Source organism: Nocardioides sp. YIM 152315, assembly GCF_029210375.1.
Classification (GTDB): Bacteria; Actinomycetota; Actinomycetes; order Propionibacteriales; family Nocardioidaceae; genus Nocardioides.
Genome location: NZ_JARGER010000011.1, coordinates 32,571 through 55,753, shown reverse-complemented (window position 1 = coordinate 55,753; position 23,183 = coordinate 32,571). Strand labels below are relative to the sequence as shown.

Here is a 23,183-nt window from a genome sequence, read left to right as displayed (position 1 = left end):
GGAGCCTGGTACGGCGCGGGTCCCTGGCGCGGCGGGCCGTTGCGGGTCAGCAGCCACAACGCGACCAGCGCGACGATCGCGAGCGGCCAGGGGAACCAGAAGGCGCCCCAGCTGTCGCCGATCAGGGCCAGCGCGGCGAGCGCGCCGACGATGACGAGCGCGACCGTGCGGCTCTTCTCGTCCAGGTTGAACGGCGCGCGGTCCGCGCCGTCCTCGGGCACCAGCAGCCAGCAGGCGCCGTACAGGATCAGGCCGGCGCCGCCGAAGAACACCAGCACCACGAACGCGACCCGCAGGATCAGCGGATCGACGTCGAGGTGGCGGCCGAGGCCGCCCGCCACGCCGGCGACCTTGCGGTCGGTGATCGAGCGGCGCAGGCGACCCAGGTTGCGCATCTCGTCTCGGGTGACGCGCGGGCCGCTGCCGGGGTCGGGCTGCGGCGGAGGTGGTGCTTCGGGTGGTGTCGTGGTCATGCGGGGTCCTCGCGGAATTGTGGGCTGGAGGAGCGAAGCGGGGGAAGTCCGCTTCGTGGGGTGCTCATGGCACCAAGCCTGCGTCGTCCGACGCCCGCGAACCATCGGGGACGCCCCTGATCCTCGAGACGGCCGCCGTGGCGGCGCTCAGGGTCGGGCCGGGGTTCGCCCTCATGGTCCGGGCCCTCGCGCTGTGTGACGATTGACCCCGAGATGAGCAGCACACACGGCACCGCGTTCGAGGACGGTGCGCACCCCACGACACGGGAGCCTCGCCGCGCCGCCCGCGACACGCAGGAGCCGATCCTCGGCGGCGTGGCCTCCGGGCTGGCGCGCCACCTCGCCGTCCCGGTGCTCTGGGTGCGCGCCGGCTTCGTGCTGGCGGCGTTCCTCGGCGGCTTCGGCGTCATCTTCTACGCCGCGCTGTGGTGGATGCTGCCCTCGGACCAGCACTTCGAGACGGCCGCGCCCGGCATCGAGAGCGCGACCAGGGGCGGGCGCCGCCCTGGCCGCATCCGCCGGCTCGGCGACGTCGGCCCGGCGATCGCGCTCGCCGCCCTCGGCCTGGGGGCGATCCTCCTCCTGGAGGCCGTGCTCGGCCGCGGTGCCGTCTTCTGGCCGCTGCTCATCGGCGTCGGCGGCATCGCCCTGCTGTGGCGGCAGGCCGACGAGGCGCAGCGGGAGCGGTGGCTCGACAGCACCGGCCGGATCGCCCCGATGCGGGTCGTCTTCGGCAACGGGGGCTGGGCGTCGTACGCCCGCGTCGCCGCCGGTGTCGGCCTGATCGTGCTCGCCCTCGTCCTCTACTCCGCGCACGGCGGCTCGCTCTCGATCGCCCGCGACATCCTGGTCGCGACGCTGTTGACCATCGTCGGCCTCGCGATCGTGATCGGGCCGTGGGTGCACCGTCTGGCCACCGACCTCTCCGACGAGCGCGCCGAGCGCGTGCGCACCCAGGAGCGCGCCGACGTGGCCGCGCACCTCCACGACTCGGTCCTCCAGACGCTGGCGCTGATCCAGAAGAACTCCGACGACCCCACCACCGTGGCCCGGCTCGCGCGCGCCCAGGAGCGCGACCTCCGGTCGTGGCTCTACGCCGGTGAGTCCACCGACGAGCGCACGGTCGCCAGCGCGCTGCGCGGAGTCGCCGCGCGCGTCGAGGACGAGTACGGCGTGTCCGTCGAGGTCGTCACGGTCGGCGACTGCGACTTCGACGAGCTGCTCCGGCCGATCGTCAACGCGACCGGCGAGGCCGTCACCAACGCCGCGAAGCACGCCGGCACCGGCAAGGTCGACGTGTACGCCGAGATCACCGACGCGGCGGTCGACGTCTTCGTCCGCGACCGCGGCCGCGGGTTCGACCCCGAGACGATCGGCACCGACCGGTACGGCGTACGCCACAGCATCGTCGACCGCATGCAACGTCACGGCGGGTCGTCCGACATCCGCTCGACACCGGGGGAGGGGACCGAGGTGCGCCTGCACCTGCCCCGCCCCGCCCGACAGGAGGAGAACCACCATGGCCACGGCTGAGCGGAAGGGCCCCGTGAGCGTCGTCATCGTCGACGACCACGCGATGTTCCGGCGCGGTGTGCGAGCCGAGCTCGAGAGCGCCGGCAGGGGCCAGGTGGCGATCCTCGCCGAGGCCGCCGACGTCGACGAGGCGATCGCCGCCGTCGGCGAGCACCGCCCCGACGTGGTGCTGCTCGACGTGCACCTGCCCGGAGGCGGCGGCGCCGAGGTGATGCGACGGGTCACCGCCGGCGGCGGCGCGCCCGAGACCCGCTACCTCGCGCTCTCGGTGAGCGACGCCGCCGAGGACGTCATCGGCACGATCCGCGGCGGCGCCCGCGGCTACGTCACCAAGACGATCACCGGACCGGAGCTGGTCCAGGCCATCGGCCGGGTCGCCGAGGGGGACGCCGTGTTCTCGCCGCGGCTGGCCGGCTTCGTGCTCGACGCCTTCTCCGGCTCGATCGACGTGGCGGCCGTCGACGAGGACCTCGACCGCCTCACCGAGCGCGAGCGTGAGGTGATGCGCCTGATCGCCAGGGGCTACGCCTACAAGGAGGTCGCGAAGGAGCTCTTCATCTCCATCAAGACCGTCGAGACCCACATGTCGAGCGTGCTGCGCAAGCTGCAGCTCTCGTCGCGGCACGAGCTGACCCGTTGGGCCTCGGACCGCCGGCTCCTCTGAGAGCGCTCTCGTTTCGCCCCTGCGGACACCGGGTACCGCGGGAGCCATGACTGCGGCAACCGAACGCGAGCCCGACGTCGACGAGTCCGGCCTCAAGCGCACCATCACCGGACGCCAGCTCTTCTTCTACACGCTGGGGGACGTCCTCGGGTCGGGGATCTACGTCCTGATCGGCCTCGTCGCGGCCGCCGTCGGCGGCGCGTTCTGGATCGCGTTCGCGGTCGGTGTCGCGATCGCGGCCATCACCGGCAGCGCTTACGCAGAGCTCGTCACGAAGTACCCCAAGGCCGCCGGTGCCGCGCTCTACGTCAACAAGGCGTTCGGCAGCAAGGCGCTGGCCTTCCTCGTCACGGTCTCCTTCCTCTCGGCCAGCTTCGCGGCGGCCGGGTCGCTGGCGAGCGGCTTCGCGCAGTACTTCGCCGAGCTCTGGCCCGGACCGCCCGCGCTGGTCGTGATGCTGGTCTTCCTGGCGGCGCTCACCGTCATCAACTACATCGGCATCACCGAGTCGGTCGTGATCAACATGGTCATGGCGTTCGTGGAGATCGCGGGACTCGCGATCATCATGTTCACCGGCGCCTGGTACCTCGCGGAGGGCCACGGCAACTTCGGTGAGCTCGTCGACTTCTCCGCCACCGGCAACCCGGCGCTCGCGGTGCTCGCCGGCGTCGCGCTCTCGTTCTTCGCGATGACCGGCTTCGAGAACACCGCGAACGTCGCGGAGGAGACCATCGACCCGCACCGCTCCTTCCCGCGCTCGCTGATCGGCGGCATGGTCGTGGCCGGCGTGGTCTACGTGCTCGTCTCGATCACGGCTGCCCTGACGGTGCCCACCGACACACTCGCCGGATCCGACGCGGCGCTGCTCGAGGTCATCGAGGAGGGCATCCTGCCGATCTCGACCGGCTTCATGAGCAACCTCTTCGCGGTGATCGCGATGATCGCGATCACCAACACCACGCTGGTCGCCGTCGTCACGCAGCCGCGCATCCTCTACGGGATGGCCAACGAGGACGTCGTACCGGCGGTGTTCAAGCGGCTGCACTCCGGCCGGCGCAGCCCGTGGGTCGGGCTGATCTTCAGCGCGGTCGTCGTGGCGACGCTGCTGGTCGTCGGGACCGCCCTGACGCAGGCCGGGTCCGGGCTCGACCTGGTCGCCCGCCTCGCGACGGTCACGGTGCTCTTCCTGCTCTTCATCTACGCCCTGGTCATCGTCTCGGCGCTCAAGCTGCGCGGCCACGAGGAGGACGAGCGGACCTTCCGGGCCAACACCCCGCTGCTGGTCGTCGGCCTGGTCGGCAACATCGCGATCTTCGGCTGGTCGGTCTACGACGACCCGACGTCCCTGCTGTGGTGTGCCGGGCTCGTCGCCGTCGGCCTGGTGCTCTTCGCGATCGAGTTCTTCTTCGGCGGCCAGGACCGCCCCGAGGGCGCCGAGCGGGGCGACCCGAGCCTCAAGGTCTGAGCCGGGCCCGTCTAGGGTCGGGGCCATGGAGTTCCTGCGGCACCTGCTGCTCGTCGTCCACCTGCTCGGCTTCGCCGCCCTCGTCGGCGGGCTCCTCGTCCAGGCCCGCGACCCGGAGAAGAGGGTCAACGGCTTGATGCGCGACGGCGCCGGCACGGCCTTCGTCGCCGGTCTCCTCCTGGTCGGGGTGCTCGAGGCCGACGGCTCGCCCGACCACGCGAAGATCGCTGTCAAGGCGATCATCGGCCTGGTGATCCTGGTGCTGGTGATGGCGAACCTCCGCAAGGACCGCATCGCCACCGGCCTGTGGGCGCTGCTCCTCCTGCTCAGCGTCGCCAACGTCTGCGTCGCGGTCTTCTGGAGCCCGGTCCACACCTGACCTGCGGGGCCGTGTGTGCACGCGGTGACGGCCCCGGCCACCGGCCGTCGTCGTTTCATCAAGGGATGAAGGTCGCCCCGCGGTTCCCTCGGCGGGCTCGGCCAGGGAAGCGCGGCCTCGCCTTCATCCCTTGATGAAGCCGCGCCCCGGCCGACCCGCCGCCACTGACCCGCGCCCGGCCGACCCGCGCCCGGCTCGGCCGCTCCGCAACCCAACCCTCAGGTCGTCCCACGAGCGGCCGATATGCCTCGTCGAACGGGTCGTACGACGGAAGGCAACGCCAGTGGATGAGATGGACGAGATCGTTCAGGAGTTCCTCGTGGAGAGTCACGAGAACCTGGACCAGCTCGACCGCGACCTGGTCGCGCTCGAGCGCGAGCCCGGCTCGCGCGACCTGCTCGGCAGCATCTTCCGCACGATCCACACGATCAAGGGCACGAGCGGCTTCCTCGCCTTCGGCAAGCTGGAGTCGGTGACCCACGTCGGCGAGAACCTGCTCGCCCGGCTCCGCGACGGCAAGATGTCGATGACCCCGCGGACCACCGACGTGCTGCTCGCGATGGTGGACACCGTGCGCGACCTGCTGTCGGCTATCGAGCAGCAGGGCAACGAGGGTGACGCCGACGTGAGCGCCGTCGTCGAGCAGATCACCGCGCTCCTGGAGGGCAACGAGCCGGCGCTGGAGGTCGTCCCCGCCGCCGTCGTCGACGCCGCGGCCGTCGAGCCCGTCGAGGCCGTGACGGTCGAGCCCGTCGTACCCGAGCCGGTCGCCGAGGTGCCCGCGCCGGTCGCCGTGCCCGTGGTGGAGGCCGTGCCGGACGCCACGACCCCCGTGGCCGAGCACCCGGAGGAGCCCACCACTCGGCGCAGCGTCGCCGACTCCTCGATCCGCGTGGACGTGGACCTGCTCGACACGCTCATGCAGCTGGTCGGCGAGCTCGTCCTCACCCGCAACCAGATCGTCCGGCAGGCCGGTGACCAGCGCGACGTCGAGCTGAGCCGTTCGGCCCAGCGCCTCAACCTGATCGCATCGGAGCTGCAGGAGGGGGTCATGAAGACCCGCATGCAGCCCATCGACAACCTCTGGGCCAAGCTGCCGCGCGTCGTCCGCGACCTCGGCGCCCACTGCGGCAAGCAGGTCACCCTGTCGATGGTCGGCAAGGAGACCGAGCTGGACCGCTCGCTGCTCGAGGCCGTCAAGGACCCGCTGACGCACCTGGTCCGCAACGCCGTCGACCACGGCCTGGAGACCCCCGAGGTCCGCGCCGCGGCCGGCAAGCCGGCCGAGGGCGTCCTCACGCTCCGCGCCTACCACGAGGGCGGCCAGGTGGTCGTCGAGGTCAGCGACGACGGTGCCGGCATCGACGCGGACCGGATCGCGGCGAAGGCGCTCGACCGTGGCCTGCGCACGGCCGGTCAGCTCGCCCAGATGACGCCGACCGACGTCCTCCAGCTGATCTTCCTCCCCGGCTTCTCCACCGCGGCCGCGGTGACGAACGTGTCCGGCCGCGGGGTCGGCATGGACGTCGTGAAGACCAACATCGAGGGCATCGGCGGCACGATCGAGGTCGAGTCCGTCGTCGGCCGGGGCACCACCTGCCGGCTGCGCATCCCGCTCACGCTGGCGATCGTCCCGGCGCTGACCGTGGAGTGCGCCGGTGACCGGTACGCCATCCCGCAGCTGAGCCTGCTCGAGCTGGTCGCGCTCGACGCCGACCGGGCCGCCCACGCGGTCGAGGACGTCAACGGCGCCTCCGTCTACCGCCTGCGCGGCTCCCTGCTCCCGCTGGTCCGGCTGACCGACGTCCTCGGCGTCGAGTCCGACCGTTCCGACGGCCACGTGCTGATCGCGGTCCTCCAGGCGGAGGGCAAGCGGTTCGGTCTGGTGATCGACCGCGTCCTCTCGACCGAGGAGATCGTGGTCAAGCCGCTCGGCTCGCAGCTGAAGGCGATCGGCACCTACTCCGGTGCCACGATCCTCGGCGACGGCCGGGTCGCGCTGATCCTCGACGTACAGGCCCTGGCCCGCCGCGTCCTCAACATGGACGCCCTGGACCAGGAGGACGATGCGGGCGAGGACTCGCGTGCCGCTGGCGGCGAGAACCTGCGCCTGCTGGTCGCCGGCCTGGGCGAGGGCCGCAAGGTCGCGATCCCGCTGTCGTCGGTCACCCGCCTCGAGAACTTCGACCGCTCCGCCCTGGAGCGCGTCGGCAACCGCGAGGTGGTGCAGTACCGCGGCGGCATCCTGCCGGTCGTCCGCCTGAACAACTACTACGGCGTCATGAGCGACCGCGACGGCGAGGAGCTGGTGGTCGTCATCTACACCGTCGGCGACCGCAGCGTCGCCCTGGTCGTCGACGAGATCGTCGACATCGTCGACGAGGTCACCGAGTTCCACGACGAGGTCACCGACCACGGCGTCCTCGGCTCGACGCTCGTCCGCGACCGCATCGTCGAGGTCCTCGACGTCCGCGCCGCGATCATGTCGGCCGACCCCACCTTCTACACCGACCACGAGATGCCCGAGCTCCTGGAGGCGATGTGAGCGCCCGACTTGTCACCTTCACCCTCGACGGGCGCCTGTACGGCGTCGACGTCAACGCGGTGCAGGAGGTGTTGCGCGGGCAGCCGCAGACGCGGATCCCGCTCGCTCCCGACACGGTCTCCGGACTCATCAACCTGCGCGGCCAGGTGATGAGCGCGGTCGAGCTGCGCGCGCGCCTCGGCCTTCCGGACCGGCAGGTCGACCAGGAGCCGATGCTCGTGGTCGTCCGGGTCGCCGGAGAGACCATCGCCCTGCTCGTGGACACGATCGGCGCCGTGATGGACGTCGACGACGACCAGTTCGAGCTGCCGCCCGACACGCTCGCCGGCCCGGCCCGCGAGTTCCTGTTCGGCGCCTACAAGCTCGACAACCAGCTCCTGCTCGCCCTCGACGTCGACCGCGCCGCGGCCGCTTGAGTCTTCGCACCACCCCGACCGCTCTCCGGAGCCAACCGAAGCGAGGAACGCCATGTCACCTGCCATCTCCTGGACCGTGGGCCGCCGGCTCGCGGCGCTCAGCGGCATCGGGGCCGCCACCACCGTGCTCGTCGCGGGGGTCGCGTACTCGGGCTTCCGCGGACTCGACTCCGACGCCGAGCACCTGCAGAAGTACGAGGACGCGCGGTCGATCATGCACGCGCTCGACACCCGTTCGAGCGAGCTGAAGGTCACCGGGCTGAAGTCGGTCGCCTACGAGGACAACGCCGAGTTCGCGGACGAGCTCGGGGAGGACGCCGGGACGATCACCGCGCTGATGGACGAGCTCGCCGCCCTCGATCTCGGGGCATCGGACGAGGAGGCGGAGCAGTTCAACCAGGCGTGGACGACGTACATCGCCGCGATCACCGACTTCGTCGACGCCGCGGTCGCCGACCGCGAGGCGGCGCAGGCCGACGTGGACCAGGTCCAGAAGGCCAACGACAAGATGGACGAGCTGCTCTCCGGTGCGATCGAGTCGATGGAGGCCGAGGCCCAGGCCGCCCGCGACGAAGCAGCCGACACTCGCTCCCGGGCGCTGCTGCTCCTCTGGGCTGCCGCCGCGCTCGGGCTGGCGGCGCTGGTCGCGCTCGCGTTCCTGATCTCCCGCTCGATCACGCGGCCGCTGCGCGGCAGCGTCGACGCCCTCACCCGGTTCGCCGACGGCGACCTGACCCAGCGCGTCGAGGAGAGGTCGGCGGCCGAGCTCGGTGAGCTGGAGCGGGCCCTGAACCAGTCGATCGGCTCCGTCGCCGCCGTCGTGGCGACCGTGCAGGACTCCGCGGACGCGGTGGCTGCGGCGTCGGAGGAGTTGTCGGCGTCCTCGCAGCAGATCGCGGCGGGTGCGGAGGAGACCTCGGTGCAGGCCGGGGTGGTCTCGGGTGCGGCCGAGGAGGTCTCGCGCAACGTGCAGACGGTTGCGGCGGGCTCGGAGCAGATGGGTGCCTCGATCCGGGAGATCGCGACGTCGGCGAACGACGCGGCGCGGGTGGCCTCGCAGGCGGTGACGATGGCCGAGACCACCAACGACTCGGTCTCGCGGCTGGGGGTGTCGAGCCAGGAGATCGGCAACGTGGTCAAGACGATCACCTCGATCGCGGAGCAGACGAACCTGCTGGCGCTGAACGCGACCATCGAGGCCGCGCGTGCGGGTGAGGCCGGCAAGGGGTTCGCGGTGGTCGCCAACGAGGTCAAGGAGCTGGCGCAGGAGACCGCGCGGGCGACCGAGGACATCGCGCGTCGGGTGGAGGCGATCCAGGCCGACACCACCGGCGCCGTCGAGGCGATCGGTGAGATCTCGGAGATCATCGCCTCGATCAACGACTACCAGCTCACCATCGCCTCGGCGGTGGAGGAGCAGACCGCGACCACCAACGAGATGTCGCGCAACGTCGCCGAGGCCTCCACCGGCTCGGGCGAGATCGCCACCAACATCAGCGGCGTCGCGACGGCGTCCACGACCACCACCCAGGCGGTCAACCAGACCCTGGCCGCGATCGGCGAGCTGGCTGTCATGGCCGCGGGCCTGCGCACCGAGATCTCCCGCTTCCGCACTAACTGACCACCCTGATCGTCGAGGACCCACGTGATGAAGAAGCTCCGCAACCTGACCGTCGCCCAGCGTCTCGCCGGCGTCGCGGCGGTCAGTGCCCTGACGATCGTCGCCCTCGGCGCCGTGGCCGTCTCGGGTGTCAGCACGATGCACGACAGCGTGGACCAGCAGAACCGCCTCGCGACGGCTGCCGGCATGCTGGAGGGCCTCCAGACCGCCGGCTCCCACCTCGCGACCGACGCCGCGCTCGCCGCGACGCTCGAGGACCCCTCCGACGTACCGGCCGCGGTCCAGGCGCACGTCGGCGAGCTCCAGGGGACCGCCGAGGCGCTCGGGGCCGCCGACCTGACCGGCACCAAGCTCGAGCTCACCGACGACACCAACGACGAGTTCGCGAAGACGATCGAGGACTACGTCACCGCGGTCGGCACGTTCGTCGAGTCGGCCATGACCGATCAGGCCGCCGCGCGGGCACAGCTGCCGAAGTTCATGAAGCAGGCGCAGCAGTACGACCAGTACACCGGTTCCGCGGCGGACATGCTGGTCGAGACGACCGGCGCCTACTCGGCGGACCTCGACGCGACGCGGAGCCGGGTCTACTGGTCGACGATCGGAGTGGCGGTGGCCGGACTCGTGCTGGTCGTCGCCCTGACCCTGCTCGTGGCTCGCTCGATCGTCGCCCCGCTGCGCAGCAGCGTGCGCGTCCTCGGCGCCTTCGCCTCGGGTGACCTCTCCCAGCGGGCCGAGGAGAGGTCGGCGGCCGAGCTCGGTGAGCTGGAGCGGGCCCTGAACCAGTCGATCGGCTCCGTCGCCGCCGTCGTGGCGACCGTGCAGGACTCCGCGGACGCGGTGGCTGCGGCGTCGGAGGAGTTGTCGGCGTCCTCGCAGCAGATCGCGGCGGGTGCGGAGGAGACCTCGGTGCAGGCCGGGGTGGTCTCGGGTGCGGCCGAGGAGGTCTCGCGCAACGTGCAGACGGTTGCGGCGGGCTCGGAGCAGATGGGTGCCTCGATCCGGGAGATCGCGACGTCGGCGAACGACGCGGCGCGGGTGGCCTCGCAGGCGGTGACGATGGCCGAGACCACCAACGACTCGGTCTCGCGGCTGGGGGTGTCGAGCCAGGAGATCGGCAACGTGGTCAAGACGATCACCTCGATCGCGGAGCAGACGAACCTGCTGGCGCTGAACGCGACCATCGAGGCCGCGCGTGCGGGTGAGGCCGGCAAGGGGTTCGCGGTGGTCGCCAACGAGGTCAAGGAGCTGGCGCAGGAGACCGCGCGGGCGACCGAGGACATCGCGCGTCGGGTGGAGGCGATCCAGGCCGACACCACCGGCGCCGTCGAGGCGATCGGTGAGATCTCGGAGATCATCGCCTCGATCAACGACTACCAGCTCACCATCGCCTCGGCGGTGGAGGAGCAGACCGCGACCACCAACGAGATGTCGCGCAACGTCGCCGAGGCCTCCACCGGCTCGAACGAGATCGCCACCAACATCAGCGGGGTGGCAACGGCCGCGTCCACCACGACGGACTCCGTCACCCAGACCCTCGCGGCGATCGGCGAGCTCGCTCAGATGTCCGCCGAGCTGCGCAGCGAGATCTCGCGCTTTCAGTTCTGATCGGTCGGTGGGCTTCTTCAAGGCTTCAGCAAGCAGCTGACCACCGCGACCGGGCCGCGGCTACGATCGTCGGGTGGCGTACTCGGTCGTGGGCGGCCCGGCCCTCGGGTTCGACCTCGCCCGCCTCTCCGGCGGCGCGCAGGTCGCCGGTGTGCTGCGGCTCGCGCTCGCGGCCGGGCCCAACGACCTCGACCGGCTGGCCGGCTCTCACCCGGGGGCCGGGGTCCGCGAGGAGTGGCGCCGGGCCTACGTTCCCGCGACCGACACCGAGTCCGTCGTGGCGACACTGCCGCTCGCCGGCGCCGCGCTCGAGGAGGCGGCGTCCGGGGAGACGGCCCTGCTGCGCCGCCTGGAGACGAGCCTGCTCGGCGATGCCCACGCCCTGGACCGGATGGTCCGGCGCGACCTGCTGGACTGGACCTGGCTGCACAGCGGGCCGGTCGCGGTCCAGGACCCGGCCGCCTCGCTCGCCGCCGACGTGCTCGCCGACGCCGCCACCAGCGCCTACCTGCGCGACCGGCTCGCTCCCGAGCTGCGTCGCGCCATGGCCGCCCCGTTCGTGAAGTCGGGGCTGGCCGGAGCGCCGGACCTCCACACCGGGCTCCCCGGACTCGACGAGCGGCTGGCGACGTTCGCCGCCGCCGACGAGGAGGTACGACGGGCCTGGCGTCGGGTCGTCGACGAGCAGCGGGTCCACACCGCGCAGTGGGCCCCGGCGATGCACCAGGCGACCTGGGCGCTCTCCCTCTCCGAGCGGCTGCGCCCGGCCTGCGACGCCCAGCTCGCGGGCGTGATGGCCTTCGCCCGCGCGGGCTTCACCGGCCGCGACGCGGCGTACGGCGTCTGGAACGCGTGGTCCGGTGTCGTGCAGGCCAGCCTGGTGACCGACCTGCTTCCCGCGGACGACGCCACGGTGCTGCTGCGCGTGTGGAACGCGGTGCACGCTTCACCCGCAGACTGATCGCGACGGTCTCTCAGGTCGCGAGCGCCACGGCCGATCAACCCTTCACCTGTCACGGGGGCAGGCTGACAGTGAAGGACGTTAGATGGCGCGGATCCGAGTGCTCGTGGTCGATGACTCGGTCGTGATCCGCAAGCTGGTCTCCGACCTGCTCTCCGAGGATCCGGACATCGAGGTCGTCGGCACCGCGGTCAACGGTCGGGCCGGCGTCCAGAAGGTCGCACTGCTCGAGCCCGACCTGGTGACGATGGACATCGAGATGCCGGAGCTCGACGGCATCGGGGCGGTCCGCCAGATCCGGGCGACCGGCAACCGGGTGCCCGTCATCATGTTCAGCACGCTGACCGAGCGGGGCGCGGTCGCCACGCTCGAGGCGCTGGCCGCCGGCGCCTCGGACTACGTGCCGAAGCCGGCGAACGTCGGCAGCGTCGGCCGCTCCATGGAGCAGGTGCGCGAGGCGCTGATCCCGCGGATCAAGTCGCTCGTGCCTCGGGCGGGCGCCCGGCCGACCCACGTCGGCACCGGTGGGTCGGTGCCGCCGACCGCCGCGCCGACCCTCCGGGCCCCGGCGCCGCCGCCGGTCGGTGGCCACAGGCTCCTCGTCATCGGTTCGTCGACCGGTGGTCCCGAGGCACTGAACACCCTGCTCTCCGGGCTCCAGCCGCTCCCGGTGCCGATCGCGGTCGTGCAGCACATGCCGCCGGTCTTCACCCGCCAGTTCGCCGCGCGCCTGGACCGTCAGCTCCCGTTCGAGGTCACCGAGGCCGCCGACGGTCAGGTCCTGCGCCCCGGCACGGTGTGCATCGCTCCCGGCGACTTCCACCTGGAGATCGTCGTGGAGGGCCGCTCCTTCGTCGCCCGGCTCAACCAGGCGCCGCCCGAGAACTACTGCCGACCCGCCGTCGACGTGCTGTTCCGCAGCGCCGCCGCGGTCGCCGGCCCCGCCGTCCTCGGCGTGGTGCTCACCGGCATGGGGTCCGACGGCTGCAAGGGCGCCCGGGACCTCGTCGACCGGGGCGGCAGCGTCCTCGCCCAGGACCAGGCGACCTCGGTCGTCTGGGGGATGCCCGGCGCGGTCACGACCGCCGGGCTCGCCGAGCGCGTGCTGCCCCTGGGCGACATCCCCGGCGAGATCAACCGTCGCGTGGGCCAGCCGGCCCGTGCTACCGCATTCACCACACCAGCAGGAGGGACCCGGTGACGATCGGGACGCAAGCCTTCGCCTTCGTCCGCGAGCTCGTCCGCGCAGAGAGCGCGATCGTGCTCGAGACCGGCAAGGAGTACCTCGTCGAGTCGCGGCTGGTCCCACTGGCTCGCGCGGCCGGCCACCCCGACGTCGACGCGTACGTCGCCGACCTCTCGAAGCGGCGGACCCCCGCCGCGCTCAAGCAGGTCGTCGAGGCACTCACGACCAACGAGACGTCGTGGTTCCGCGACTCGGACCCGTTCACGGCGCTGCGGCAGTCGGTGTTCCCCGCACTCGCCAAGACCCGCTCGAACCGCACCATCCGGATCTGGGCGGGCGCGTGCTCGAGCGGCCAGGAGCCGTACAGCATCGTCATGACGGCCCTCGACACCCCGGAGCTCGCGGGATGGAGGGTCGAGGTGGTCGCCACCGACCTGTCCGACGAGATGCTGGACCGCGCCCGCAAGGGCGAGTACTCGCAGCTGGAGGTCAACCGGGGCCTCCCGGCGACGACGATGGTCCGCCACTTCGAGCGCTCCGGCCTCAGCTGGCGGATCAACCAGTCGATCAGGGACCGCGTGGAGTTCCGTCACCTCAACCTGACCCGGCCCCTTCCGCCGATGGGCCGGTTCGACGTGGTGTTCCTCCGCAACGTGCTCATCTACTTCGACCTGCCGACCAAGCGTGACGTGCTCAAGCGCGTGCGCCAGGTGATGGCGCCCGACGGCCACCTCTTCCTGGGGGCGGCCGAGATGACCATGGGCGTCGACGACGCCTGGGAGCGGGTGCCGGCGGGACGGTCTTCGGTGTACCGGATCAGAGAGGAACAACGCACATGCGTGCCGTGATTGTCGATGACTCCCGAGCGATGCGCCGGATCGTCGGCCGCATCCTCGGGGACGCGGGCTACGAGATCTCCGAGGCCGGCGACGGCCTGGAGGCCCTCGCGGTGCTGGAAGGGCTCGAGAGCCCGCCCGAGCTCGCCTGTGTCGACTGGAACATGCCGGTGATGGACGGACTGACCTTCATCACCGAGGTCCGCAAGCGGCCCGAGTGGCGCTCCATCACGCTGATGATGGTGACCACCGAGAGCGAGCAGGACCGCATCGTCCGCGCCCTGGCGGCCGGAGCCCACGAGTACCTCATCAAGCCGTTCACCGGTGAGGCCATGCTCGAGAAGCTCGACCTGCTCGGGCTTCTCCCGACGTCGACAGGGGTCTGACATGACCAGCGCAAGCGCACCCGACGAGGCGCTCGTCCTCGCCGCCATCGAGCAGGTGTGGGGATCGATGCTCTACGCCTCCGCCGAGCCCTGGCCCGCCGACCGGCCCGCCGAGTTCGAGTCCGGCCTCCAGGCCCAGATCGAGCTGCGCGGCGAGTGGAACGGCCGTCTGGTGCTCACCTGCGACAGCGAGGTGGCGACCCAGATCGCCGGCGCGATGCTCGGCGTCGGCCCCGACGAGGGCCTCGAGCAGCCCGACGTCCACGACGCGGTGGGCGAGGTGCTCAATGTCGTCGGGGGGAGCGTGAAGGGGGCCCTGCCGGGTACCTCGGCACTGGGCCTGCCCGGCGTCTCCGAGGTCACCGCGGTGCCCTCACGTGGTGAGTCGTTCGTCGTCTCCTGGGGCGACGCACCCGTCTACGTCCAGATCGTCCCGGACGCCGCCTGAGCGGCGCCCGGGAACACCAAGCAGCGAGTCAGAAGGAAGATCATGAAGATCCTCATCGCCGACGACAGCAGGGTCATGCGCCAGATCGTGCTGCGCACGATGCGCCAGGCCGGCTTCGGTCACCACGACTTCGTCGAGGCGTCGGACGGCGCCGAGGCCCTGGACCTGGTCGCGAGCGAGTCTCCCGACCTGGTCCTCTCGGACTGGAACATGCCCAACAAGACCGGCATCGAGCTGCTCCGCGCCTTGCGGGTCACCGGCAACCCGGTCCCCTTCGGGTTCGTGACCTCCGAGGGCTCCGACGAGATGCGGCAGACCGCCCAGGAGGCGGGCGCGATGTTCCTCATCGCCAAGCCCTTCACGTCCGACACCTTCGAGTCCGAGCTCTCCGGAATGCTGAGCTGAGGCCGCCATGCTTCCCAGCCGCAAGGACATCAAGGACCTCTTCGCCGGCCTGCTCGGCCGCGACGTCGAGCTGACCGACGGGAAGCCCGTCGACATCGGCATTCCCAAGCCGATCGTCGCGTCGTACGTCGACGACGTCCACAACCTCCGCGCCGTCGCGGTGATGAGCTTCGGTCTCGCCGCTCGCTCGGGCGCCGCGATCGCGCTGATCCCCAAGGGCGCGGCGGAGGCCGCCGAGGAGGACCGGGTGCTGCCGGTCAACCTCTTCGAGAACGCCTCGGAGATCTGCAACGTCCTCGCCGCGCCGCTGGGCGACGCGATGGGCACTCACCTGCGGCTGTCGGAGACGTTCGCTCCGTCGGACTCGGTCCCGCCCCAGGTCCTCTCGGTGGCGGCCCAGGCCGGTGCGCGCGAGGACGTGGTGCTGGAGATCTCGGGCTACGGCGCGGGCGGGCTCTCCGTCGTCGCCGTCGTCTGACCGGCCCGTCGCGGCCGACCCCGTCACTGGGGGAGCCCACACGTAGGCTGGGCGACGAGATGAGCACGTCGATCCCGCTGCCCGGCCTGGAGTCCGTCGCACCCGCCGACCCGCCGGCCCGTCGCGGTCCGAGCCGCGACGAGCTGCTCGAGGGGCTCAACGAGCCGCAGCGGGCCGCCGTGGTGCACGAGGGCGCGCCGCTGCTCATCGTCGCCGGCGCCGGCTCGGGCAAGACCCGGGTGCTCACCCGACGGATCGCGTGGCTGATCTCCGAGCGTCGGGCCCACCCCGGGTCGATCCTGGCGATCACGTTCACCAACAAGGCCGCCGCCGAGATGAAGGAGCGGGTCGAGGACCTCGTCGGCCGCCGCGCCCGCATCATGTGGGTGTCGACCTTCCACTCCGCATGCGTGCGCATCCTGCGCAAGGAGGCCGACAAGCTCGGCTACAAGTCCAACTTCTCCATCTACGACGCCGCCGACCAGAAGCGCCTGATGACGCTGGTCGCCAACGACCTCGACCTCGATCCCCGCCGCTACCAGCCGGGCGCGCTGCTGCACTGGGTCTCCAACCAGAAGAACGAGCTGCGCGACCCCGAGGACGCCGCCAAGGACGCCCGCAACGCGCTCGAGGAGACGTACGCCGCGGCGTACACGACCTATCAGCGCCGGCTGCGCGAGGCCAACGCGCTCGACTTCGACGACCTGATCATGTCGACCGTGCACCTGTTCCAGGCGTTCCCTGAGGTCAAGGAGACCTACCGGCGCCGGTTCCGGCACGTGCTGGTCGACGAGTACCAGGACACCAACCACGCGCAGTACGCGCTCATCCACCAGCTCTGCGCGGACCCGATGGACCCAGACGGCTCGCAGCTCGACCTCACGGCCGAGCGCGTCGAGCCCGCCGAGCTGATGGTGGTCGGCGACGCCGACCAGTCGATCTACGCCTTCCGGGGCGCCAACATCCGCAACATCCTCGACTTCGAGCAGGACTTCCCCGACGCCACCTCGATCCTGCTCGAGCAGAACTACCGCTCCACCCAGACGATCCTCAACGCCGCCAACGCGGTGATCGGGCACAACAAGGGCCGCAAGGACAAGCGGCTGTGGTCGGACGCCGGCGACGGCGAGCGGATCGTCGGGTACGTCGCCGACGACGAGCACGACGAGGCGCGGTTCATCTCCGAGGAGATCGACAAGCTCACCGACGCGGACGCCTACCGGCCCGGCGACGTCGCGGTCTTCTACCGCACCAACGCCCAGTCGCGCGTCTTCGAGGAGATCTTCATCCGCACCGGGATGCCCTACAAGGTCGTGGGGGGCGTCCGGTTCTACGAGCGGCGCGAGGTGCGCGACGCGCTCGCCTACCTGCGGATGCTGGTCAACCCGGCCGACCAGGTCTCGCTGCGCCGGATCCTCAACACGCCGAAGCGCGGCATCGGCGACCGGGCGGTCGAGTGCGTCAACGCCCTCGCCGAGCGCGATCGGACCACGTTCTGGGAGGCGCTGCGCCGCGCGCAGGACGCGCCCGGGCTGGCGACCCGGTCGCTCACCCAGATCCAGAGCTTCGTGGCGCTGGTCGAGGAGCTGCAGTCGATGGTCGACGGGGGCGAGCGCCCCGACGTCATCCTGGAGACGACGCTGGCCCGCTCGGGCTACCTCACCGCGCTGGAGGAGAGCGACGACCCGCAGGACGAGACGCGTCTCGAGAACCTCGCCGAGCTGGTCGCCGTCGCTCGCGAGTTCGCCGACGACCCCGTCGCCGGCCCGTCCGCGGACCCGGCCGACGTCGACGCCGGCACCGTGGCTCCGGGGCTGGCCGACTTCCTGGAGCGGGTCGCGCTGGTCGCCGACGCCGACCAGATCCCCGACGACGATCCTGAGGACTCGGGGGTCGTCACGCTGATGACGCTGCACACCGCCAAGGGCCTGGAGTTCCCGGTCGTCTTCCTCACCGGCCTCGAGGACGGCGTCTTCCCGCACGCCCGGTCGCTCGGCGACCAGCCGGAGCTCGAGGAGGAGCGGCGGCTGGCGTACGTCGGGCTGACCCGCGCCCGCGAGCGGCTCTACATCTCGCGTGCGGTCGTCCGCTCGGCGTGGGGCGCGCCGTCGCACAACCCCGGCTCCCGCTTCCTCGACGAGCTGCCGATCGACCTCGTCGACTGGAGGCGCACCGAGGCGTCCCAGACCCGCTGGGGCCGGCCCGACCTCAGCGGCGGGTCGACCCGGCTCGGCGCGCCCACCGCCGCCGGTCGGCGCAACTTCTCCGCCGCCGCCGTCCGGGCCGACGCCGCCGCCCGGGCCAAGCCGGCACGGGAGATCCCGAGCCTCGAGCCCGGCGACCGGGTGCTGCACGACTCCTTCGGCATGGGGACCGTCGTCGCGCTGGAGGGCGTGGGGGAGAAGTCGGTCGCGTCGATCGACTTCGGCTCCGAGGGCGTCAAGCGGCTGCTGCTGCGCTACGCACCGGTCGAGAAGCTCTGACGAGCGGAGTCGACGGACTCGACCACCGGTCTCGGCTCAGGGTGTCACGCCGTGCACGACCATCGCGGCGTACGGGTCGACCGGGTCGCCGCCGCCGGGGCGCACCTCGAGGTGCAGGTGCGGGCCGGTGACGTGACCGGTGGAGCCGACCGAGCCGATCGGGTCGCCGGCGTGGACCTCCTGGCCCTCGCTGACGGTGTAGGAGGTCTGGTGGCAGTACCAGAGTTCGGTGCCGTCATCGAGCGTGATGACGGTCTTGTTGCCGTAGGCGCCGTCGTAGCCGACGGAGGTCACGACGCCGTTGGCGACGGCGTGGATGGGGGTGCCGCTGGGCGCGGCGAAGTCGAGGCCGGTGTGGTAGTGCGCCCACAGGCCGTAGTCACCGAACCGGGCGGTGAGATGGTAGCCCGCGACCGGGACGACCCACTGGTTGAGGCGCAGCTTGGCGGCCTGGTGCTCGATCTGGCTGGCGTACTTCTTCAGCGCGGCGTTGCGCTCACGGTTCTGCGCCTCGGCCTCGTCAACGAGCTCGGCGTCGGCGTCGTCGGCGAGCGCGTCGCGGCGGGAGTCGCGGCTGATGGTGCGCCGGTCGAGCAGGCTGACGCTCGCGACCTGACTGGCGCCGCTGAGGGCGCTCGCCTGGGTGAAGCGGGACGAGTCGTCCCCGAGCCCACCGTTCGCGGTGACCGCGCCGCCGACGGAGACCGCGAGGGCGGCGAGGCCGAGCAGCACGGGGGCCGACGGGAGGCCCTTGAAGAGCGGCCCGCGCGACGAGCTGCGGCGGGCGCCGGGCCGCGACGGCGCGGTGCGGGGGGTCTGTGCGGCCCGCACGCCGGCGATGCGAGAGGTCTGGTAGACGACCGGACGGTCGGTCAGCACCTCCGGCACGTCGCGGGTGACCGGCAGGACGAGCGTCTCCTCGTCCGCGTCGAGGACGGGCGCGGGGGTCGCGGTCGAGCGGGCGACGGAGCGGCGGCCGGGCTTCTCGGCCCGCCGTTTGCCGACGGCCGTGCTGGCTACCGGGGTCGGGAGGTCCGAGGGACGGCGGCGCGGGCCGCGGCGTTCCGCTCGGTGGTTACCCATGGATGTGCTTCTCCGCTGCTCGGGGTTCAGACGGCGAGGCCCGACTGTAACGGACCGGTCACGGGGTCGGGAAACCACCCCGCGAACTTGTGGACGAAATTTGTCGGTACACGCTCCCATCGACATTGCTTCACGAGAGAGATCGGCCGCTGGGCCCCGCCTGAAACCCATTCGTGTCGACTTTTTACCGTGGCCCCGCCCACGTGGCGCGTCTCACCCCTCGGCTAGCCTCCCGTCATGAGCACGTCAGGGGCGCGTCGGATCCGCATCGTGGTGGGCAAGCCGGGCCTCGACGGTCACGACCGGGGAGCGAAGATCGTGGCGCGCGCGCTGCGCGACGCGGGTCACGAGGTGGTCTACACCGGTCTCCACCAGACCCCCGAGCAGATCGTGGAGACCGCGATCCAGGAGGACGCCGACCTGATCGGCCTCTCGGTCCTGTCCGGGGCGCACATGACGCTCTTCCGACGCCTCGTCGAGCTGCTCGCCGAGCGCGACGCGTCCGACATCGTCGTCTTCGGGGGCGGGATCATCCCGGAGGAGGACATCCCAGTGCTCGAGGAGATCGGTGTCGCCAAGGTGTTCACCCCGGGCGCGCCCACGGGCGAGATCACCGGCTGGGTCGCGGAGCACTTCGCCGACTGAACGAGGTCCCGCGTCGTGCCGGACGTCACGTCGGCCCGCCCTCGTCGTACTCCGCCGCACCGGTCTAAGGTGCGAAGGACACCCCGAGCATGTGGCGCCCCCCGGGATCGGCAGGGTGCGCGCCCGCTCGCTCCGACAAAGAGGACTTGGTGGATCAGTGGATCTGATGGAGTACCAGGCGAAGGAGCTCTTCGCCAAGCATGGTGTGACCACGACGCTCGGCGTCGTCGTCGAGACCGCGGAGGCTGCCAAGGCCGCCGCCGAGAAGCTCGGCGGCGTGACGGTCATCAAGGCGCAGGTCAAGGCCGGCGGCCGAGGCAAGGCCGGTGGCGTGAAGATCGCCAAGACCGCCGACGAGGCGCACCAGCACGCGTCGAACATCCTGGGCATGGAGATCAAGGGCCTCACGGTCAACCGGGTGCTGGTCACCCCGGCCACGCCCCCGGAGGAGGAGTACTACTTCTCCTTCCTGCTCGACCGGGCCAACCGTCGCTACCTGTGCATCGCGTCCGTCGAGGGCGGCGTCGAGATCGAGGAGGTCGCCAAGACCAACCCCGACGCCGTCAAGCAGATCCCGGTCGACCCCGGTGCGGGCGTCGACGAGGCCAAGGCCCGTGAGATCGCGACCGAGGCGAAGTTCCCCGAGCCCGTCTTCGAGCAGGCCGTGGCGATGATCGAGTCGCTCTACAAGGTCTTCGTCGAGGAGGACGCCACGCTCGTCGAGGTCAACCCGCTCGCGCGGCTGGCCGGTGACAAGCTGGAGGCGCTCGACGGCAAGGTGTCGCTCGACGACAACGCGTCCGAGGTCCGGCACCCCGACCACGAGGGGTTCGTGATCCGCGAGGAGGAGGACCAGCTCGAGGCGAAGGCCAAGGACAAGGGCCTCAACTACGTCAAGCTCGACGGCCAGGTCGGCATCATCGGCAACGGCGCGGGCCTGGTCATGTCGACCCTCGACGTGGTCGCGTACGCCGGTGAGAAGCACGGCGGCGTCAAGCCCGCCAACTTCCTCGACATCGGCGGCGGCGCCAACGCCCAGGTGATGGCCGACGGCCTCGACGTGATCCTCGGCGACCCGCAGGTCAAGAGCGTGTTCGTCAACGTGTTCGGCGGCATCACCGCATGCGACGAGGTCGCCAACGGCATCAAGGGCGCGCTCGAGATCCTCGGGTCCGACGCGACCAAGCCGCTCGTCGTACGCCTCGACGGCAACAACGTCGCGCAGGGCCGCGCGATCCTCGACGAGCTGAACCACCCGCTCGTCACGCAGGTGGACACGATGGACGGTGCGGCCGACAAGGCCGCCGAGCTGGCCAATTCGGGCAAGCAGAGCGCGTAAGGACGACGAAGCAGATGAGCATCTACCTGAACAAGGACTCGAAGATCATCGTCCAGGGCATGACGGGCGGGATGGGCTCCAAGCACACCACCCTCATGCTCGACGCCGGCTCCAACATCGTCGGCGGCGTCAACGCGCGCAAGGCCGGCACCAGCGTCGAGCTCGGTGGCAAGGAGCTGCCGGTCTTCGGCAGCGTCAAGGAGGCGATGGCCGAGACCGGCGCGGACGTGTCGGTCGTGTTCGTGCCGCCGGTCTTCACCAAGGACGCCTGCATCGAGGCCATCGACGCCGGCATCGGCCTGCTCGTCGTCATCACCGAGGGCGTGCCGGTCCAGGACAGCGCCGAGGTGTGGTCCTACCTCCAGGGCAAGGACACCCGGATGATCGGCCCCAACTGCCCGGGCATCATCACGCCCGAGGAGTCGCTCGCCGGCATCACTCCGCACACCATCGCGGGCAAGGGCCCGGTCGGCCTCGTGTCGAAGTCGGGCACGCTGACCTACCAGATGATGTACGAGCTGAAGGACTACGGGTTCTCGACGGCCATCGGCATCGGCGGCGACCCGATCATCGGCACCACGCACATCGACGCCCTCGCGGCGTTCGAGGCGGACCCGGAGACCAAGGCGATCGTGATGATCGGCGAGATCGGCGGCGACGCCGAGGAGCGGGCCGCGGCGTACATCAAGGACAACGTGACCAAGCCGGTCGTCGGGTACGTCGCGGGCTTCACCGCCCCGGAGGGCAAGACGATGGGCCACGCGGGCGCCATCGTCTCCGGCTCCTCCGGCACCGCGCAGGCCAAGAAGGAGGCCCTCGAGGCCGTCGGCGTGAAGGTCGGCAAGACGCCGTCCGAGACCGCCGACCTCATGCGGGAGATCCTCAAGGCCCTCTGAGCATCCACCGACGCCGACCCGCCCGAAACTTTCGGGCGGGTCGGCGTTCATTTCAGCAGGGGTCGGCCGAGAAGACGCACATCGCGTCGACGGTGCCCCCCGACTTCTCCTCGAGCAGGTCGGCAGTCTGCTGCACGACGTCGGGGTCGCCGCCTCCCATCGCGTACGTCGAGTCCAGCAGCAGCGCGTTGCCGACGCGGACGACGCGGTGCACGAACATGTCGCCCGCGTCGCTCATGTGGTCGGCGTAGACGAGCGTGTCGTCGTCCGAGGAGATCACCTCCGCGGACCGGCCCTCGCCCTCCGACGCGATCACGCACGCCTGCACCTGCGCGGTCTGCGACTGCATCGCCAGTCCGGCGGCACGCTCCGACGGGTACAGCGCGAGGGTGCGCTCCTGGCCGCCCTCGCTCTCCCCGGTGTACGTCGCCTGCTGCACGTCGGTCGTCTCGGCCGGCGTCCAGCCCTCGCCGTCGCAGACGTCGACGGCCTGCGGCTCGTAGCCGGCGCGTGCCTCGACGGGGGAGCCGTCGTGGCCGTTGGTCTCCGGCAGCCCGGAGGTGAGCGGGAAGTCGGGGGGGATCGTCGTCACCCAGGTGACCGCGGTGGCGGTGGGGGTCTCGGCGGGATCGGGGGTGCCGCCGGCGTCGCCGGTCCCGGAGGCGGCCAGGGCGATCGGCGTCGCGACGAGCGCGACGGCGGCAACCGCGCCGACCGTGGCGAGGGCCGTGTTGCGGCGGCGCATCCGGGTGCCGCGGCGGCGTACCTCTGCGGCGGGGAGCGGGGTCATGGTGAGTCCTGGGGCGGAGAAGTTGTCGAGCTCGTCCAGCGGGTCAGGCATGGCTCAGTCCTTCCTCGTCGGCGAGCAGGGCGGCCAGAGCCGCGCGGCCCCGGCTGAGCCGGGCCTTGATGGTTCCCTCGGGGACGCCCACCTCGCGGGCGACGTCGTGGACGGGCAGGTCGGCGATGTGGTGGAGCACCAGCGCCTGGCGCTGCGCCTCGGGGAGCTGCTTGAGCGCGGCCACCAGGGCGACGTGCGCCTCGCTGGGAGCGGCGGCCTCGAGGGTGGGACCGACCGCCCGGTCGGTCGGCCGCCTGCCGCGCTGGGTGCGCCGCCAGCGGCTCACCGCCAGTCGGTACGCCGTGGTGCGCACCCACGCCTCGGGGTGCTCGGCCCTCTCGAGCTTCCTGCGGTGTGCCCAGGCGCGGACGAACGCCTCCTGGACGCACTCCTGCGCCTCGTCGCGGTTGGCGATCATGGCGTACACCTGGCCCGTGATCCGCTGGAACGACGCGGTGTAGAAGTCGTCGAACTCGCGTTCGTCCATCGACC

23 protein-coding genes are annotated in these 23,183 nt (G+C 71.4%); 19 read left to right on the top strand and 4 right to left on the bottom strand.

Annotation, left to right across the window (positions count from 1 at the left end; translation table 11 throughout):
- The coding region (locus PZ894_RS02215; protein WP_275742028.1) for a PspC domain-containing protein at positions 1-473 on the bottom strand (473 nt) is incomplete at its 3' end.
- Positions 474-686: 213 nt separating this feature from the next.
- On the opposite strand from PZ894_RS02215, the gene PZ894_RS02210 reads away from it, so the two are divergent.
- The 16 genes from PZ894_RS02210 to pcrA all read left to right on the top strand — a co-directional run bounded on the left by PZ894_RS02210 (position 687) and on the right by pcrA (position 17,887).
- Complete coding sequence (locus PZ894_RS02210; RefSeq protein WP_275742027.1) at positions 687-2,006, top strand: ATP-binding protein; 1,320 nt, start codon at positions 687-689, stop codon at positions 2,004-2,006.
- Positions 1,993-2,670, top strand: coding sequence for a response regulator transcription factor (locus PZ894_RS02205; protein WP_275742025.1), 678 nt, complete (start codon positions 1,993-1,995; stop codon positions 2,668-2,670). Before PZ894_RS02210 ends, PZ894_RS02205 begins: the two co-directional genes overlap by 14 nt.
- A gap of 46 nt (positions 2,671-2,716) precedes the next feature.
- Complete coding sequence (locus PZ894_RS02200; protein WP_275742024.1) at positions 2,717-4,135, top strand: APC family permease; 1,419 nt, start codon at positions 2,717-2,719, stop codon at positions 4,133-4,135.
- Positions 4,136-4,160: 25 nt separating this feature from the next.
- Positions 4,161-4,514: a hypothetical protein gene (locus PZ894_RS02195; protein WP_275742022.1), complete on the top strand. Its 354-nt coding sequence runs from the start codon at positions 4,161-4,163 to the stop codon at positions 4,512-4,514.
- A gap of 292 nt (positions 4,515-4,806) precedes the next feature.
- Positions 4,807-7,059: a chemotaxis protein CheA gene (locus PZ894_RS02190; RefSeq protein WP_275742020.1), complete on the top strand. Its 2,253-nt coding sequence runs from the start codon at positions 4,807-4,809 to the stop codon at positions 7,057-7,059.
- Positions 7,056-7,475, top strand: a complete 420-nt coding sequence (locus PZ894_RS02185) for a chemotaxis protein CheW (protein WP_275742018.1) — start codon at positions 7,056-7,058, stop codon at positions 7,473-7,475. Before PZ894_RS02190 ends, PZ894_RS02185 begins: the two co-directional genes overlap by 4 nt.
- 52 nt (positions 7,476-7,527) lie before the next feature.
- Positions 7,528-9,096, top strand: a complete 1,569-nt coding sequence (locus PZ894_RS02180; protein WP_275742016.1) for a methyl-accepting chemotaxis protein — start codon at positions 7,528-7,530, stop codon at positions 9,094-9,096.
- Positions 9,097-9,123: 27 nt separating this feature from the next.
- A complete protein-coding gene (locus tag PZ894_RS02175; protein ID WP_275742014.1) occupies positions 9,124-10,704 on the top strand; it encodes a methyl-accepting chemotaxis protein in 1,581 nt (526 codons plus the stop codon).
- Positions 10,705-10,777: 73 nt separating this feature from the next.
- The gene (locus PZ894_RS02170) at positions 10,778-11,665 is read left to right on the top strand and encodes a hypothetical protein (RefSeq protein WP_275742012.1); all 888 of its coding nucleotides are present in this window, start codon (positions 10,778-10,780) and stop codon (positions 11,663-11,665) included.
- 85 nt (positions 11,666-11,750) lie between these two features.
- Complete coding sequence (locus PZ894_RS02165; protein WP_275742010.1) at positions 11,751-12,866, top strand: chemotaxis response regulator protein-glutamate methylesterase; 1,116 nt, start codon at positions 11,751-11,753, stop codon at positions 12,864-12,866.
- Positions 12,863-13,699 carry a protein-glutamate O-methyltransferase CheR gene (locus tag PZ894_RS02160; RefSeq protein WP_275742008.1) on the top strand — a complete coding sequence of 279 codons (837 nt, stop codon included), beginning with the start codon at positions 12,863-12,865 and terminating at the stop codon, positions 13,697-13,699. Before PZ894_RS02165 ends, PZ894_RS02160 begins: the two co-directional genes overlap by 4 nt.
- Positions 13,687-14,073: a response regulator gene (locus tag PZ894_RS02155; RefSeq protein WP_275742006.1), complete on the top strand. Its 387-nt coding sequence runs from the start codon at positions 13,687-13,689 to the stop codon at positions 14,071-14,073. The genes PZ894_RS02160 and PZ894_RS02155 overlap by 13 nt, the downstream gene beginning before the upstream one ends.
- Before the next feature lies 1 nt (position 14,074).
- Positions 14,075-14,521, top strand: a complete 447-nt coding sequence (locus PZ894_RS02150) for a chemotaxis protein CheX (RefSeq protein ID WP_275742004.1) — start codon at positions 14,075-14,077, stop codon at positions 14,519-14,521.
- Positions 14,522-14,563: 42 nt separating this feature from the next.
- The gene (locus tag PZ894_RS02145) at positions 14,564-14,926 is read left to right on the top strand and encodes a response regulator (protein ID WP_275742002.1); all 363 of its coding nucleotides are present in this window, start codon (positions 14,564-14,566) and stop codon (positions 14,924-14,926) included.
- A gap of 7 nt (positions 14,927-14,933) precedes the next feature.
- Positions 14,934-15,404 carry a hypothetical protein gene (locus PZ894_RS02140; protein WP_275742000.1) on the top strand — a complete coding sequence of 157 codons (471 nt, stop codon included), beginning with the start codon at positions 14,934-14,936 and terminating at the stop codon, positions 15,402-15,404.
- A gap of 59 nt (positions 15,405-15,463) precedes the next feature.
- A complete protein-coding gene (pcrA, locus tag PZ894_RS02135; RefSeq protein WP_275741998.1) occupies positions 15,464-17,887 on the top strand; it encodes a DNA helicase PcrA in 2,424 nt (807 codons plus the stop codon).
- 36 nt (positions 17,888-17,923) lie between these two features.
- On the opposite strand, the gene PZ894_RS02130 is transcribed toward pcrA, so the two are convergent.
- Positions 17,924-18,970, bottom strand: coding sequence for a M23 family metallopeptidase (locus PZ894_RS02130; protein ID WP_275741996.1), 1,047 nt, complete (start codon positions 18,968-18,970; stop codon positions 17,924-17,926).
- 237 nt (positions 18,971-19,207) lie between these two features.
- On the opposite strand from PZ894_RS02130, the gene PZ894_RS02125 reads away from it, so the two are divergent.
- The 3 genes from PZ894_RS02125 to sucD all read left to right on the top strand — a co-directional run bounded on the left by PZ894_RS02125 (position 19,208) and on the right by sucD (position 21,850).
- Positions 19,208-19,615, top strand: a complete 408-nt coding sequence (locus PZ894_RS02125) for a cobalamin B12-binding domain-containing protein (RefSeq protein ID WP_275741994.1) — start codon at positions 19,208-19,210, stop codon at positions 19,613-19,615.
- 157 nt (positions 19,616-19,772) lie between these two features.
- Positions 19,773-20,954 carry an ADP-forming succinate--CoA ligase subunit beta gene (gene sucC, locus PZ894_RS02120; RefSeq protein ID WP_275741992.1) on the top strand — a complete coding sequence of 394 codons (1,182 nt, stop codon included), beginning with the start codon at positions 19,773-19,775 and terminating at the stop codon, positions 20,952-20,954.
- 14 nt (positions 20,955-20,968) lie between these two features.
- A complete protein-coding gene (gene sucD, locus PZ894_RS02115; protein ID WP_275741990.1) occupies positions 20,969-21,850 on the top strand; it encodes a succinate--CoA ligase subunit alpha in 882 nt (293 codons plus the stop codon).
- Between the two features lie 52 nt (positions 21,851-21,902).
- On the opposite strand, the gene PZ894_RS02110 is transcribed toward sucD, so the two are convergent.
- Complete coding sequence (locus PZ894_RS02110; protein ID WP_275741988.1) at positions 21,903-22,691, bottom strand: hypothetical protein; 789 nt, start codon at positions 22,689-22,691, stop codon at positions 21,903-21,905.
- Positions 22,684-23,178 (bottom strand): sigma-70 family RNA polymerase sigma factor, encoded by a 495-nt coding sequence (locus tag PZ894_RS02105; RefSeq protein ID WP_275741986.1) that lies wholly within the window; start codon positions 23,176-23,178, stop codon positions 22,684-22,686. The genes PZ894_RS02110 and PZ894_RS02105 overlap by 8 nt, the downstream gene beginning before the upstream one ends.
- Positions 23,179-23,183: the final 5 nt, after the last annotated feature.

Coding starts and splice junctions, on each gene's coding strand:
- PZ894_RS02210 (WP_275742027.1), top strand. CDS start 687: ATGAGCAGCACACACGGCACCGCGTTCGAGGACGGTGCGCACCCCACG.
- PZ894_RS02205 (WP_275742025.1), top strand. CDS start 1,993: ATGGCCACGGCTGAGCGGAAGGGCCCCGTGAGCGTCGTCATCGTCGAC.
- PZ894_RS02200 (WP_275742024.1), top strand. CDS start 2,717: ATGACTGCGGCAACCGAACGCGAGCCCGACGTCGACGAGTCCGGCCTC.
- PZ894_RS02195 (WP_275742022.1), top strand. CDS start 4,161: ATGGAGTTCCTGCGGCACCTGCTGCTCGTCGTCCACCTGCTCGGCTTC.
- PZ894_RS02190 (WP_275742020.1), top strand. CDS start 4,807: ATGGACGAGATCGTTCAGGAGTTCCTCGTGGAGAGTCACGAGAACCTG.
- PZ894_RS02180 (WP_275742016.1), top strand. CDS start 7,528: ATGTCACCTGCCATCTCCTGGACCGTGGGCCGCCGGCTCGCGGCGCTC.
- PZ894_RS02175 (WP_275742014.1), top strand. CDS start 9,124: ATGAAGAAGCTCCGCAACCTGACCGTCGCCCAGCGTCTCGCCGGCGTC.
- PZ894_RS02165 (WP_275742010.1), top strand. CDS start 11,751: ATGGCGCGGATCCGAGTGCTCGTGGTCGATGACTCGGTCGTGATCCGC.
- PZ894_RS02155 (WP_275742006.1), top strand. CDS start 13,687: ATGCGTGCCGTGATTGTCGATGACTCCCGAGCGATGCGCCGGATCGTC.
- PZ894_RS02150 (WP_275742004.1), top strand. CDS start 14,075: ATGACCAGCGCAAGCGCACCCGACGAGGCGCTCGTCCTCGCCGCCATC.
- PZ894_RS02145 (WP_275742002.1), top strand. CDS start 14,564: ATGAAGATCCTCATCGCCGACGACAGCAGGGTCATGCGCCAGATCGTG.
- PZ894_RS02140 (WP_275742000.1), top strand. CDS start 14,934: ATGCTTCCCAGCCGCAAGGACATCAAGGACCTCTTCGCCGGCCTGCTC.
- pcrA (WP_275741998.1), top strand. CDS start 15,464: ATGAGCACGTCGATCCCGCTGCCCGGCCTGGAGTCCGTCGCACCCGCC.
- PZ894_RS02130 (WP_275741996.1), bottom strand. CDS start 18,970: ATGGGTAACCACCGAGCGGAACGCCGCGGCCCGCGCCGCCGTCCCTCG.
- PZ894_RS02125 (WP_275741994.1), top strand. CDS start 19,208: ATGAGCACGTCAGGGGCGCGTCGGATCCGCATCGTGGTGGGCAAGCCG.
- sucD (WP_275741990.1), top strand. CDS start 20,969: ATGAGCATCTACCTGAACAAGGACTCGAAGATCATCGTCCAGGGCATG.
- PZ894_RS02110 (WP_275741988.1), bottom strand. CDS start 22,691: ATGCCTGACCCGCTGGACGAGCTCGACAACTTCTCCGCCCCAGGACTC.
- PZ894_RS02105 (WP_275741986.1), bottom strand. CDS start 23,178: ATGGACGAACGCGAGTTCGACGACTTCTACACCGCGTCGTTCCAGCGG.